Source organism: Aggregicoccus sp. 17bor-14, assembly GCF_009659535.1.
Classification (GTDB): domain Bacteria; phylum Myxococcota; class Myxococcia; order Myxococcales; family Myxococcaceae; genus Aggregicoccus.
In genome coordinates, this window is sequence record NZ_VJZZ01000009.1 from 247,088 (window position 1) to 259,576 (window position 12,489).

The window sequence follows — 12,489 nt, forward strand, 5'->3', positions numbered from 1 at the left end:
AGCGCCTGGAACCGCTCGCGTTTTTTCGCGCGAATTGCCCGCGCCGCGCCGCGCGTGGTTAGGTGCTCGGCGCGCGCTGCGGGGCCGGAAAATCGGCCCCGGCGCACGTTCTCGGAGGGAAGGGCAGGCCATGGAACCGCGGCAGAACGACTCCCGGAACGACCCGCGCAGCGACCCGCGCTACATCGTGGTCGAGGGCGTCATCGGGGTGGGCAAGACCAGCCTCGTGAACATCCTCGCGGAGCGCTCCGGCGGCCGGAAGGTGCTGGAGGTGGTGGAGGAGAACCCGTTCCTCTCCAGCTTCTACGCGGACAAGGAGAAGTACGCGTTCCAGACGCAGCTCTTCTTCCTGCTCAGCCGCTTCCGCCAGCAGCAGGACCTGTTCCAGCAGGACCTGTTCCGCTCGCTCACGGTGAGCGACTACCTCTTCGCCAAGGACCGCATCTTCGCCACGCTCAACCTGAGCGAGGACGAGCTCGCGCTCTACGAGCGGGTGTTCGAGGCGCTGGGGCCGCGCGTGACGAAGCCGGACCTGGTCATCTACCTGCAGGCGCGCCTGGACGTGCTGCAGAGCCGCATCAAGAAGCGCGGCCGCGACTTCGAGCGCCGCATCGACCCGGGCTACCTCGAGCGCCTCACGCGCGCGTACAACGACTTCTTCTTCCACTACAGCGAGACGCCCCTGCTGGTGGTGAACACCTCGGACATCGACTTCGTGAACAACCCCGAGGACCTGGAGGGGCTGCTCGCCATGGTGCGCAAGACCCGCCACGGCACCCAGCACTACCTGCCGGCGGGCCGCCAGCGTCCCTAGCCCGGGAAGTCCGGAGCCCGGGGCGGCCCGGGACGGTCAAGTGTCCAGCCGTGCGTGCGTCTCCGTGCGGAAGGGCTCCACATCGGCCGGGGGCGCGTTATGGTCCTGGCGCCTCCCACCCGGCACCCTCCGGCGAGCCCCCCCGGGGGACGGCGAGCGGGCGACCGGGCGGAGGGGCGCGCAGCACCCACCCGCAGTCCACACAGGAGGTGAACCGTGAAGGACAAGGTCACCATCCACACGCTGAAGCGGATGAAGCAGGCCTCGCAGAAGGTCTGCATGGTCACGGCCTACGACGCCACCTTTGCCCGCATCCTCGACGATGCCGGCGCGGACGTGCTGCTCGTGGGAGACAGCCTGGGCATGGTGTTCCAGGGGCGAGACTCCACGCTCCCGGTGACCATGGACCAGATGGTCTACCACTGCCAGGCCGTGATGCGCGGGGCGCGGCGCGCGCACGTGGTCGGCGACATGCCCTTCATGAGCTACCAGGTCTCGGTGGAGGAGGCAGTGCGCAACGCGGGCCGGCTCGTGGCCGAGGGCGGCGTGGGCGCGGTGAAGCTCGAGGGCGGCGAGGAGTTCGCCGCCACGGTCGCGGCCATCACCCGCGCGAGCATCCCCGTCATGGGCCACCTGGGCCTCACGCCGCAGAGCGTGCACAAGATGGGCGGCTACGTGGTGCAGGGGCGCGAGGAGGAGCAGGCGCAGAAGATCCTCCAGGACGCGCTCGCGCTCGAGCGCGCGGGCTGCTACGCGCTGGTGCTCGAGGGCGTGCCGCTGGAGCTCGCGAAGCAGATCACCGCGCGCCTGAGCATCCCGACGATTGGAATCGGCGCCGGCAAGCACTGCGATGGCCAGGTGCTGGTCTGCTACGACCTGCTGGGGATGAACCCGGACTTCAAGCCCAAGTTCGTGAAGCGCTACACGGACCTGCACGGCAACATCTCCGAGGCCACCCGCGCCTTCTTCTCGGAGGTGCGCGAGGGCGTCTTCCCGGACGAGGAGCACTCGTTCAAGAGCAAGACCATCCGGCTCGTGGCCTCCAACGCCGAGGCCGTGCCCGCGCCGGCGCCCGAGCCGGTCGCCGCGGGCACCCAGGCGCCCACCGCCACGACCGTGGCCAACGTCGCCCTCACGGCGGACACTGCGGACGGGGGCGAGCTGAAGATCGGCCCCGTCTACGGCGTGCCGGTCTAGGACGGACTCCATGGCTGCCGCCCCCACGCTGCTGCGCTCCCTCGAGGACGTCCACGCCTTCACCCGCTCCCTGCGCGCCTCCGGGCGCAGGCTCGCGCTGGTGCCCACCATGGGCTTCCTGCACGACGGGCACCTCTCGCTCATGCGCGAGGGCCGCGCGCGCGCGGACGTGGTGGCGGCCTCCATCTTCGTGAACCCCACGCAGTTCGGCCCCCGCGAGGACCTCGCCCGCTACCCGCGCGACCTCGAGGGGGACCTGGCCAAGTGCGCCTCCGCGGGCGTGGAGGCCGTCTTCGCCCCCGAGCCGGGCGCGATGTACCCGGCCGGCTACCAGACCTACGTGGAGGTGGAGGGGGTGAGCCAGGGGCTGTGCGGCGAGCGCCGCCCCGGGCACTTCCGCGGCGTGGCCACCATCGTCACCCAGCTGCTCGCACTGTTCCGGCCGGAGGTGGCGCTGTTCGGCGAGAAGGACTTCCAGCAGCTGCAGGTCATCCGCGCGCTCAACCGGGACCTGCACCTGGGCGTGGACATCGTGGGGATGCCCACCATCCGCGAGCCCGACGGGCTCGCGCTCAGCAGCCGCAACGCCTACCTCTCGCCCGCCGAGCGCGAGCGCGCGCTCTCGCTCTCGCGGGGGCTCAAGGCGGCGGCGGCCCTGCTCGCGCGCGGCGAGCGCAGCGCGCAGGCGCTCACGGGCGCGGTGCGCCAGGAGCTGCGGGCCGCCGAGCTGCGCGAGGACTACGTGGACCTCGTGGACCCCGAGCTGCTGCGCCCGCTCGAGCAGGTGGCCCCGGGGCAGAGGGCGCGCCTGCTGGTGGCCGCGTTCGCCGGCACCACGCGCCTCATCGACAACGGCCCGCTGCAGGGGTAGAGGGGTCCGCTTCTTTCCTCCATGGCTGGCAAACCAAAGGGCGTGGGCGCCGAGCCCGGGGTGAAGCTGATCGCGGAGAACCGCCGCGCGCGCCACGACTACACCGTGGACGAGAAGCTCGAGGCGGGCTTGAGCCTCCTGGGCAGCGAGGTGAAGGCGCTGCGCGAGGGGACGGCCAACCTGGCGGACGCCTACGCGCTCCCCAAGGGCGGCGAGCTGTTCCTGCTCAACGCCCACATCGGGGTCTACAACCCGGCGAGCGTCTTCACCCACGAGCCCACGCGCGGCCGCAAGCTGCTGCTGCACCGCGCGGAGCTGGATCGCTGGGCGGCGAAGGTGCGCGAGCGCGGTTATTCGATCATCCCGTTGGTGCTCTACTTCCGCGACGGCAAGGCGAAGGTGGAGCTGGGCCTGTGCCGGGGCAAGACGCACGAGGACCGGCGCCAGGACATCAAGGAGCGCGAGACGAAGCGGGAGATGGACCGGGCCGTGCGGCGGCGTTAGCAACCTCACTGGCCAAGAGGGGAGCTCCTCGGAGAACATGAGCGGGATGGAATCGAAGGTCCCAGAGAAGAAGGAGCGGCTGCTCGCCGCGCTCGACCAGGGGATGGTCATGATCCACCTGGACGCGCGCCGGCCCGGCGTGGCCGTGCCCTCGCACCTGGGCGGCGAGGCCCACCTGCGCCTCAACCTCAGCTACCGCTTCGACCCGCCGGACCTCACGGTCAACGAGTGGGGGGTGCGCTCCACGCTGAGCTTCTCCGGCAGCCGCTTCACCGTCGCGGTGCCCTGGAACGCGCTCTTCGCCATCACCAGCCACGTGTCGCGCGAGTTCTGGCTCTACCCCGAGGACATGCCGCAGGAGCTGCTGCAGCACCCGCTCGCCACGCCGCCCACGCCGCGCGAGGCGCCGACCGTTCCCGCGCCCGTCCCGGGCGGCGCCCGCCCCCGCGCCGTGCTGCGCGAGGTCTCCTGCGACCGGGCCGAGGACCCCGCCCCGGGCGTCCCCGCACCGGTCTCCGCGCCGCTGCGGCCCGAGCCCGCGCCGCAGCCGCTCGCCGTGACGCCGCCGCCCCCCGCCACCGCCGAGTCCGAGGGGCCCCCCAAGGAGCCGCCGCCTCCGGGCGGGCCGCGCCGCAGCCACCTGCGCGTCGTGAAGTAGGGCGCGAGGGGAGGCGAGCGGCCGGTTGCCTCCCGGTGAACGCGCCCCTCACGCGCGGCGCTTGCGGCCGGATACGAGGCTCCGCACCTTGGGAGTCAGCCCGCCCGCCAGCCCGGGGGGCGCACTCCCACCCGTGTCGGATTCCGAGCCCGCCAGCATCCTCATCGTGAACGACGACCCCGTGGTGCGCTACGTCACCTCGCGCACGCTGCGGCTCGCGGGCTTCCGCACGCTCGAGGCCGGCGAAGGGGCCGAGGCGCTGCGGCTCGCCGCGGGGCTGCCCGAGCTCATCCTGCTGGACGTGCAGATGCCCGGCCTCAACGGCTTCGAGGTGGCGCGCCGGCTCAAGGCCAACCCCACCACCGCGGGCATCCTGGTGGTGCACCTGTCCGGCGAGCGCCTGGACTCGGAGGCCAAGGTGCGCGGCCTCGAGGGGGGCGCGGATGCCTACCTCACGCTGCCCATCGAGCCGGCGGAGCTGGTGGCGAACGTGCGCGCGCTGCTGCGCCTGCGCGAGCAGGCGCTGAGCGCGGTGCGGCGGCGGGACGCCTTCTTCGGCGCGGCGGCGCACGAGCTGCGCACCCCGCTCACCGCCCTGGCTCTGCGCCTGCAGGGGCTCCTGCGCGCGCTGGAGCGCAACGGCGGCGAGGGGCTGCCGGGCGCGCAGCTGCGCGAGCACCTGAGCGCCTCCGCGCAGCAGGTGGAGCGCCTGCAGCGGCTCGCGGGCTCGCTGCTGGACTCGGCGCGCCCCCAGCGCGGGCTTCCCCTGGAGATTGCCCAGGTGGACTTCTCCGCGCTGGTGCACGAGGTGGTCGCGCGCCACCGCGACGAGGCCGCCCACGCGGGCTGCCCGCTCTCGCTGGACGTGGAGCCCGGCGTGGTGGGCTACGCGGACGTGCAGCGCCTCGCCCACGCGCTCGAGGCGCTGCTCTCCAATGCCCTCAAGTACGGGGTGGGCCGGCCGGTCTCCCTGCGGCTGCGGCGGGTGGACGGGCGCGCGCAGCTGAGCGTGCGCGACGAGGGAATCGGCGTGCCCCTGGAGGCGCAGGCGCGCATCTTCGAGCGCTTCGAGCGGGCCACCGAGTCGTACCAGGGCTCCAGCCTCGGGCTGGGGCTGTACCTCGTGCAGCAGACGGCGCTCGCCCACGGGGGGAGCGTGCGCGTGGAGAGCCGGCCCGGAGCGGGCGCCACGTTCACGCTCGAGGTTCCGCTCTCCCGCAGCCAGACCTACTGATCTCTCACGCAGCGCTTCGAGGAGTGGAGGGCACGCATGGCAGGCAAGCACGGACGCGGCGAGAAGGAGCCCGCGCAACAGGACACGCAGGAGCGGGTGGCCACCGGCGTGCAACGCCTGGACTTCATCCTCAAGGGCGGCCTCATCCGCACCGCGTCCTATGTGATCCTGGGCCCGCCGGGCACGGGCAAGACGGTGCTCGGCAACCAGATCTGCTTCAACCACGTCATGCGGGGGGGCCGCGCGCTCTACGTCACGCTGCTCTCCGAGAGCCACGCGCGCATGCTCTCCAACATCCGCTCGATGTCCTTCTTCGACGAGGAGGTCATCCCCGGCCAGTTGCGCTACCTCAGCGGCTACGACGTGCTCGAGCGCGAGGGGCTGGAGGGGCTGCTCGCCTTCGTGCGCGACGCGGCCCGCAAGCACCGCGCCACGCTGCTCGTCGTGGACGGGCTGGATGCCGCGGGGGAGTTCGCTCCGACCACGCTCGCGTTCAAGAAGTACCTGCACGAGCAGCAGGCCTTCACCTCGCTGCTGGGCTGCACCACCCTGATGCTCACCCCGCGCGGCGCCGCCGAGGCCCACGCGGCCAACACCTCCGTGGACGGCATCCTCGAGCTCAGCCTGCAGAACGTGGGGCCGCGCGGGGTGCGCGAGCTCACCGTGCACAAGTTCCGCGGCAGCGACTGCCTCCTCGGCCGCCACGAGGTGGAGATCTCGCGCGACGGCGTGGTCATCCACCCGCGCACCGAGGTGCAGTTCGCGGACCCGCACGAGCGCGCCCGCGAGGACCGCATCCGCATGGCCTTCGGCATCAAGCGCCTGGACGAGGCGCTGCACGGCGGGGTGCTCTCGGGCTCCGCCACCACGCTGCTCGGCGCACCCGGCACGGGCAAGACGCTGCTGGGGCTCAAGTTCCTCGAGGAGGGGTCCCGGGCGGGCGAGCCCGGCGTGTACTTCGGCTTCTTCGAGACCCCGCCGCGCCTCGTGGAGAAGGGCGAGGCGGTGGGCATCCACCTCGCCCGGGCGGTGAAGAGCAAGCTCCTGGAGATCCAGTGGCAGCCGCCGCTGGAGAACAACCTGGACAGCCTCGCGGAGCGGCTGCTCGAGCGCATCCGCGAGCGCGACGTGGGCAAGCAGCGCCTGCGCCTCTTCGTGGACGGCATCTCCGGCTTCCGCTCGGCCACGGTGTACCCGGACCGGCTGGGGCGCTTCCTCAGCGCGCTCACCCACCAGCTGCGCATCCTGGACGTGACCACCGTCTTCAGCGAGGAGACGCCGCTGTTCCGCCCGGACATCGAGATGCCCAACCAGGAGCTGGGCGGCGCGGTGGAGAACGTCATCCTGCTGCGCAACGTGGAGCTGCAGAGCGAGCTGCACCGGCTCGTCTCCATCATGAAGGTGCGCGAGAGCGCCTACGACAGCGCCATCCGCGAGTTCCGCATCTCGCAGAAGGGCATCGAGGTGGACGGGCCCTTCCCGGCGGCCGAGGGCATCCTCAGCGGGCAGGCCCGCTCGCTCGCCGTCCCGGCCCCGAAGCGCAAGAAGCGGCGCATCTTCGGGAGCCGCAAATGACCACCGTGCTCGTGGTCGACGACGAGTTCGACATCCTCGAGGCCCTGAAGGACATCCTCGAGCTGGAGGGCTATCGCGCCCTGGGCTTCCCCAACGGCGCCCTCGCGCTGCGCGCGATGCAGGAGAGCCCGCCGGACCTGGTCATCGCGGACCTGATGATGCCCGCGATGGACGGGCTCGAGCTGCTCAAGGCCGCGCGCGCGGACCCCCGGCTCGCCCAGGTGCCCGTGGTGCTGATGAGCGCGCTCAAGCCCAAGGTGAGCCAGGCCGAGTACGGCTGGCGCGCCTTCCTGCAGAAGCCCTTCAACCTGGACGCGCTGCTCGCCCTGGTGCGCGAGCAGGTGGGGCCGCCCTAGGCTCGGGAAGCGCTAGGGCTTCGTCAGCTCGCGCAGGTGCGTCCAGTGGTAGATGCCGGTGGAGTGCCCGTCTCCGAAGGCGAAGGCGAGCGCGTAGTTGCCCACCGGCTGCACCTGGGTGATGGCCAGGTCCGCCGGCACGCGCGAGGGGTCCAGGGTGCGCTTGTTCGTCCACTCGTCCACGCACTCGGCGCAGGGGCACTGCTGGCGCAGGTGCTGGGCGCTCGCGTGGGTGGTGAAACCGTCGTCCCACCCGAGCGTGAGCGTGCGCCCGTCCGGCGAGAGCTTCACGTCGGTGGCGGTGGGGGGGCGGGCGGCAGGCTTGATGCGATCCCAGAAGCTCACGGCGGGTGTCCCTCTCTTGGGCGGTAACAGCGAGGGGCCGTCTGTAACATCCGGTCAGGTCAGGATGCGAGCTTCACCGGCTGGCGGTGCCCCTCCACCCGCACGCCGCGCTTCTGCAGCACGCTGCGCAGCGCGGCGACCACCCGGGGGTCCAGCTGCTGGCCGCTGAGGCGGTCGAGGATGCCCATCGCCTCCGAGAGCGGCATCGCCTTCTGGTAGGGGCGGGTGCTGGTGCAGGCGTCGAAGGTGTCCGCGCAGGACACGATGCGCGCGGTGAGCGGGATGGCCTCGCCCGCGAGCTTGTCCGGGTACCCGGTGCCGTCCCAGCGCTCGTGGTGGTTGCGCACGCAGGCGCGCACGCCGGGCCCCAGGAAGCTCACCGGCTGGATGATGGTGTCCCCGATGACCGGGTGCTCGCGCATCACCGCCATCTCCTCGTCGGTGAGGCGGCTCTGCTTGAGCAGGATGGCCTCGGGGATGCCGATCTTCCCGATGTCGTGGAGGATGCCGCCGTACTGCAGCTGCTTCAGCTCGCTCTCGGGCAGGCCCAGCTCGCGGCCGATCTCCATGGCCACGTCCGCCACGCGCTGGCTGTGGCCGCGCGTGTACGCGTCCTTCGAGTCGATGGAGTTGGCCAGCGCGACGATCGTCTCGAGGTAGCCGTTCTCCAGGCTCTCGTAGAGCCCGCGCGTCTCGTGATCGTAGGCGAGCAGCTGCTGGCTCATGTAGTTGAAGGTCCGGGCCAGCTCCCCCAGCTCGTTCTTCTGCTCCACGCGCACCTGCGCGCCGAACTTGCCCTTCGCGAGCTCGAGCGCCCCCGCGATGAAGCCCTTGAGCGGCCGCGTGAGGTAGCGGCTGAAGCTCGCCGCGAGCGCGAGCGCCGCGAGGAAGGCGAGCCCCACGCCCAGCACGATGCGCCGCTCCATCGTGGCCACCTGCTTGTACGCGAGCGCCACCGGCTGCTCGCTCACCACGGCCCAGCCGGGCCCCGGCAGCGCCGCGTACGCGCTCACCACCGCGTCGTCGCCCGTGCCGAAGTTGCCCACGTGGAAGAGCTCGGCGAAGAGCCCGCGCCGGGGGGAGCGCGCGAGCGCCTGCAGCATGTGCGCGACGGGCGGGCGGGCTGAGACGTCCGCGCCCGCGCGCTCGCGCAGGAGGCCTCCCGCGAGCAGCCGCCCGTCGCGGTCCACCAGGTACGCGAAGCCGCTCGAGCCCAGCCGCTGCTCGGCCAGCATCGCCCGCAGCCCCGCGAGCGCCACGTCCGCCGCGACGTAGCCGCGCGCCGGCTCCCCGATGGGGAAGGCCAGCGTCACCACCGGCTCCCCCGTCCCCGGCTGCAGGGCCACCGGCGCGTAGCGCAGCTCGGTGAGGCCACCGAGCAGCCCGCGCGCGCGCGCCTCGTGCCCGGCCATGGCGGTGGGGGAGACGTCGTTCACGGCGAAGGCCTGCAGCCCCGGCAGCCGCTCGCCGCGCGCGTCAAAGACGGTGAGCGCGAGCACCTCGCGGCTCTGGTTGAGCACGCTCGCCACGTGCGTGCGCTGCTCGCTCAAGGGCAGCGCGAAGAAGCCCGGCACGCGCGCGAGCGACATCACCGCGCGCGTGGGCTCCTCGAGGTAGCGCTCGCTCTTGAGCCGCAGCTGCTCCACGCGCTCCTGGGTGAGCTCCTGCGCGTCGCGCACGAGGATCTCGCGCGTGTCGTGCACGGAGAGCCAGCCCACCATCACCGTGGGAACGATGCTCGCCACCAGCATCAGCAGGAGGATGGCCTTGAACAGACGCACGGGAGGTCCTCTCTCCTACTTCCAGCTCGAGCCCTTGACCTCGAGCTTCAGGCTGCTGGGGGCGAGCTCGAACTCCCGCGAGGCCGAGGCCTCGCCCGGCGTGGCAGGGCCCAGCGCCCGCACGTTCCAGCGGTAGAGCCCCGCGGGCAGCAGCGGCAGGCGCGCGCGGGGGGCCTCCACCGTCAGCCGCAGCGCCGCACCCGAGGGCGGCACCACCTCGACCTCGTAGCCGCGTGCCCCGGGCACCTCGCTCCAGGCGAGCTGCACCGGGCCCAGCACCGGCGCGCGCTGGCCATTCGGCCCCTTCTGCGCCGCGGCCGGGAAGCTGAGCTTGCGCGCGTGCTCGGGCTGCAGCAGCTGCGGCGCCGCGAGCGGCTGCGCGGTCTGCAAGCTCAGGGTCGGAGGCTGGCCCTTCTCCACCGTCGCCGCCTGGCCCGGGTACACCGGGCGCACGACGCCCTCGGCCTCCACGCGCACCGGCTTGCCCGAGCGCGCGTGCACCGCGGTGGCGCCGCTCTCCGCCACGTCCACGGTGAAGGCGGTGGGCTTGCTCGCGCTCGCGGAGACCAGCTGCCACGCCGCATCCGCGGACTGCGCCGCGCGCGCGTAGCGGGCCGCCTGCAGGTGCGCCTCGGCCTCGGCGAGCGCGGCGGCGGCCTCCTGGCGCTTCTGCGCCTCGGGCGGCGTCTGCGCGAGCGCGTTGCGGGCGGCCGCGAGCGCGCCCAGCGCGAGCCCGCGCTCGGGGCCCGGCAGCCGCAGCGACTGGCCTGCCGCGGGCTTCGCGTCCGGCGCGAGCCCGTTGAGGGCGCGCAGCTCCGCGGCCGCGCGGCGGTCTCCCAGCGTGCGCTCCGCGAGCTGCTCCAGCGTCTCGCCCGCGGCGAGCGTCGCGCTCGTGGGCGTGGGCGTGGGCTGCGGCGCAGCGGGGGCGCGCGCGGCCGCGGTGGGAGTGGCAGCCGCGGCGGCCGTCCGCGGCGAGAGGGGCGAGGCGCCCATGACGAGCAGGGCGAAGCCCACCGCGGCGGCGAGCGCGCCGGAGAGCCTGCGGGCCAGGTTGCGGAGCAGGGGGCTCACTGGAACACGATCTCCCTTCCGGCCTTCACGGTGGCCGCCGGGGTGCTGACGGTGAGCGACTGGCGCTCGGGGTCCTGCAGCTCGGCGTCCACGCGCCCGCGCAGCACCGTCACGTCGGAGCGGTCGCGGCCGGGCGCAGGGCGCGTCTCGGCGATGCCCACCAGCGCGCTCTCGCCGAGGCTCAGCTCGCTGCCGTTGACGAAGGCCACGAGCGCGCTCGCGCCCGCCACGGTGCGCACCTTGTCGTTCTCGTAGAGGGCCTGGCCCTCCTGCGCGCTCACCCACTCGTCGCCCGCGGCGCGCTTGAGCAGCACGCCGCCCTTCACCGAGCGCAGGTGGGCGCGCGGCGGCTGGGCCGGGGCGCTCGGGCGGGCGTCCTCGGGCGGCGGGGGCGGGGCGCCGGGCGAGCAGCCCACAGGCGCTGCGAGCGCGCACAAGAGCGCCATCTGTCTCCAGCGGGGTAGGGGGGCGGGCACGGGGGAGGGGACTCTACCCTCGCGCCGCGTCCCGCGCGACGGGCCCCGGCTGCACGAATGGGCGGCGGGCACTCAGACGTCCAGGCGGCGGTGCTTGAGGCAGGGGAGGTTCTCGCGGATGCGCGCGAGCAGGGCCGGGTCGACCGGGGCGACGGCCAGCCCCTCGCCCTCGGAGGCGCGCGCCACGACGAGGCCCCACGGGTCCACCACCATCGCGTGGCCGTAGGTGACGCGCTTCTCGCTGTGCTTGCCGCCCTGCGCGGGCGCGAGCACGTAGGCCTGGTTCTCGATGGCCCGCGCGCGCAGCAGCACCTCCCAGTGGTCCTTGCCGGTCATCAGCGTGAACGCCGCGGGCACCGCGAGCACCGTCGCGCCCGCGGTGGCGAGGCGGCGGTAGAGCTCGGGGAAGCGCAGGTCGTAGCAGACGCTCATCCCCAGGGTGCCCAGCTCCGCGGGCTGCAGGGGCGCCGCCACCACCTCGGTGCCGGGGGCCACCGCCGCGCTCTCGCGGTAGGTCGCCCCGTCGCCCACCTCCACGTCGAAGAGGTGCACCTTGCGGTACACGGCGAGCCGCGCACCGTCCGGCCCGAAGAGCACGCTGGTGTTGTAGAGCCGCGCGCCCGGCGCCCCCGTCTCCAGGACCGAGCCCGCGAGCAGCGTGACCTTCAGCTCCCGGGCGAGCTGCGCCATGCGGGCGAGCGTGGGCCCCTCCAGCCCCTCGGCTGCGGCGGCGCGCTCCGCGTCGTTGCCCATCCAGCTGAAGTTCTCCGGCAGCCCCACCAGCCGCGCACCGAGCCCGGCCGCCTGGCGCACGAGCCGCGTCGCCACCTCGAGGTTGTGGGCCTTGTCTCCGGTGGAGACCATCTGGGCGGCGGCGATGAGGTGCATGGGAGCGTTATAACGTGGGGGCCGCGGGTTGAGGTCGGGTAAGTCCTTGAACTTGCCGGACTTCGTCCTGCGCGCGCGGCGTTCTTCCTTTACATAGCAAGGCCTTGCGTGGTAGGGAGGCCGCCGACATTTTTCGATGACGTTCACCGAAAAGTGGGCCGCCGTGCCCGCTTTTTTCGTTTCAGGGGTCCAGGTTCCCAGCGATGGCCGAGTCCAACTTCAAGCAGACGGTCGAGTCGAGGGCGATGGAGCTCCTCGAGCCCATCGTTGCGGGAGAGGGCCTGGAGCTGCTGGAGCTCGAGTACCTGCGTGAGCGCGAGGGCTGGGTGCTGCGGCTCTTCATCGACAAGCCGGGTGGCCGCGTGGGGCTGGAGGAGTGCTCCCAGGTGAGCCGCGCGGTGGACACCGTGCTCGACGTGGAGGACTTCATCCCCCACGAGTACAACCTCGAGGTCTCCAGCCCCGGCGTCAACCGCCCGCTGAAGAAGCCCTCGCACTTCGAGCGCGTGAAAGGCGAGCGGGTGAAGGTGAAGACCTTCGGCCCCATCGGCGAGCCGCCGCGCAAGAACTTCACGGGCAAGCTCGTGGAGATCACGGCGGACGACGTGGCGGTGGACGTGGAGGGGGGCGGTGTCTTCCGCATCCCCTTCAAGGACATCGCCAAGGCGAATCTGGAGTTCGAGTTCTAGGTGCTGACATACAGGGCGCTCGCTGACTCC

The 12,489-nt window shown here is 72.7% G+C and carries 14 protein-coding genes; 9 read left to right on the forward strand and 5 right to left on the reverse strand.

Translation table 11 applies throughout. The annotated features are described in order from the left end of the window. The first annotated feature begins 130 nt into the window (after positions 1–130). The 8 genes from FGE12_RS18850 to FGE12_RS18885 all read left to right on the forward strand — a co-directional run bounded on the left by FGE12_RS18850 (position 131) and on the right by FGE12_RS18885 (position 7,209). A complete protein-coding gene (locus tag FGE12_RS18850; RefSeq protein ID WP_153867865.1) occupies positions 131–814 on the forward strand; it encodes a deoxynucleoside kinase in 684 nt (227 codons plus the stop codon). Between the two features lie 252 nt (positions 815–1,066). Continuing rightward, a complete protein-coding gene (gene panB, locus FGE12_RS18855) occupies positions 1,067–2,011 on the forward strand; it encodes a 3-methyl-2-oxobutanoate hydroxymethyltransferase (RefSeq protein WP_153867948.1) in 945 nt (314 codons plus the stop codon). 10 nt (positions 2,012–2,021) lie between these two features. Beyond that, entirely contained in the window at positions 2,022–2,882 is an 861-nt protein-coding gene (gene panC, locus FGE12_RS18860; RefSeq protein WP_153867866.1) for a pantoate--beta-alanine ligase, read from the forward strand. 21 nt (positions 2,883–2,903) lie between these two features. Continuing rightward, positions 2,904–3,386, forward strand: a complete 483-nt coding sequence (gene smpB, locus FGE12_RS18865) for an SsrA-binding protein SmpB (protein WP_153867867.1) — start codon at positions 2,904–2,906, stop codon at positions 3,384–3,386. Between the two features lie 46 nt (positions 3,387–3,432). Continuing rightward, positions 3,433–4,044: a ClpXP protease specificity-enhancing factor SspB gene (locus tag FGE12_RS18870; protein WP_153867868.1), complete on the forward strand. Its 612-nt coding sequence runs from the start codon at positions 3,433–3,435 to the stop codon at positions 4,042–4,044. Between the two features lie 133 nt (positions 4,045–4,177). After that, entirely contained in the window at positions 4,178–5,278 is a 1,101-nt protein-coding gene (locus FGE12_RS18875; protein ID WP_194798049.1) for a HAMP domain-containing sensor histidine kinase, read from the forward strand. A 36-nt stretch (positions 5,279–5,314) separates the two neighbouring features. After that, positions 5,315–6,853: an ATPase domain-containing protein gene (locus tag FGE12_RS18880; RefSeq protein WP_153867870.1), complete on the forward strand. Its 1,539-nt coding sequence runs from the start codon at positions 5,315–5,317 to the stop codon at positions 6,851–6,853. After that, complete coding sequence (locus tag FGE12_RS18885; protein WP_153867871.1) at positions 6,850–7,209, forward strand: response regulator; 360 nt, start codon at positions 6,850–6,852, stop codon at positions 7,207–7,209. The genes FGE12_RS18880 and FGE12_RS18885 overlap by 4 nt, the downstream gene beginning before the upstream one ends. Before the next feature lie 12 nt (positions 7,210–7,221). Here FGE12_RS18885 and FGE12_RS18890 read toward each other — a convergent pair whose 3' ends face one another. The 5 genes from FGE12_RS18890 to FGE12_RS18910 form a co-directional block, all read right to left on the reverse strand. Further along, complete coding sequence (locus FGE12_RS18890) at positions 7,222–7,554, reverse strand: DUF971 domain-containing protein (protein WP_194798050.1); 333 nt, start codon at positions 7,552–7,554, stop codon at positions 7,222–7,224. A 59-nt stretch (positions 7,555–7,613) separates the two neighbouring features. Beyond that, positions 7,614–9,335: an HD domain-containing phosphohydrolase gene (locus tag FGE12_RS18895; protein WP_194798051.1), complete on the reverse strand. Its 1,722-nt coding sequence runs from the start codon at positions 9,333–9,335 to the stop codon at positions 7,614–7,616. Positions 9,336–9,350: 15 nt separating this feature from the next. Beyond that, on the reverse strand, positions 9,351–10,406 hold the full coding sequence (locus tag FGE12_RS18900) for a LysM peptidoglycan-binding domain-containing protein (protein ID WP_194798052.1): 1,056 nt from the start codon (positions 10,404–10,406) through the stop codon (positions 9,351–9,353). Next, the gene (locus FGE12_RS18905; RefSeq protein WP_153867873.1) at positions 10,403–10,852 is read right to left on the reverse strand and encodes a FecR domain-containing protein; all 450 of its coding nucleotides are present in this window, start codon (positions 10,850–10,852) and stop codon (positions 10,403–10,405) included. Before FGE12_RS18905 ends, FGE12_RS18900 begins: the two co-directional genes overlap by 4 nt. 102 nt (positions 10,853–10,954) lie before the next feature. Next, positions 10,955–11,770, reverse strand: coding sequence for a carbon-nitrogen hydrolase family protein (locus tag FGE12_RS18910; protein WP_153867874.1), 816 nt, complete (start codon positions 11,768–11,770; stop codon positions 10,955–10,957). 203 nt (positions 11,771–11,973) lie between these two features. Between FGE12_RS18910 and rimP the strand changes: the two genes are divergently transcribed. Further along, a complete protein-coding gene (gene rimP, locus FGE12_RS18915) occupies positions 11,974–12,459 on the forward strand; it encodes a ribosome maturation factor RimP (protein WP_153867875.1) in 486 nt (161 codons plus the stop codon). Positions 12,460–12,489: the final 30 nt, after the last annotated feature.

Excerpts from the sequence above, each read along its gene's own strand:
- FGE12_RS18850 (WP_153867865.1), top strand. The coding sequence starts at position 131 with ATGGAACCGCGGCAGAACGACTCCCGGAACGACCCGCGCAGCGACCCG.
- panB (WP_153867948.1), top strand. The coding sequence starts at position 1,067 with ATGAAGCAGGCCTCGCAGAAGGTCTGCATGGTCACGGCCTACGACGCC.
- panC (WP_153867866.1), top strand. The coding sequence starts at position 2,022 with ATGGCTGCCGCCCCCACGCTGCTGCGCTCCCTCGAGGACGTCCACGCC.
- smpB (WP_153867867.1), top strand. The coding sequence starts at position 2,904 with ATGGCTGGCAAACCAAAGGGCGTGGGCGCCGAGCCCGGGGTGAAGCTG.
- FGE12_RS18870 (WP_153867868.1), top strand. The coding sequence starts at position 3,433 with ATGGAATCGAAGGTCCCAGAGAAGAAGGAGCGGCTGCTCGCCGCGCTC.
- FGE12_RS18880 (WP_153867870.1), top strand. The coding sequence starts at position 5,315 with ATGGCAGGCAAGCACGGACGCGGCGAGAAGGAGCCCGCGCAACAGGAC.
- FGE12_RS18885 (WP_153867871.1), top strand. The coding sequence starts at position 6,850 with ATGACCACCGTGCTCGTGGTCGACGACGAGTTCGACATCCTCGAGGCC.
- FGE12_RS18905 (WP_153867873.1), bottom strand. The coding sequence starts at position 10,852 with ATGGCGCTCTTGTGCGCGCTCGCAGCGCCTGTGGGCTGCTCGCCCGGC.
- FGE12_RS18910 (WP_153867874.1), bottom strand. The coding sequence starts at position 11,770 with ATGCACCTCATCGCCGCCGCCCAGATGGTCTCCACCGGAGACAAGGCC.
- rimP (WP_153867875.1), top strand. The coding sequence starts at position 11,974 with ATGGCCGAGTCCAACTTCAAGCAGACGGTCGAGTCGAGGGCGATGGAG.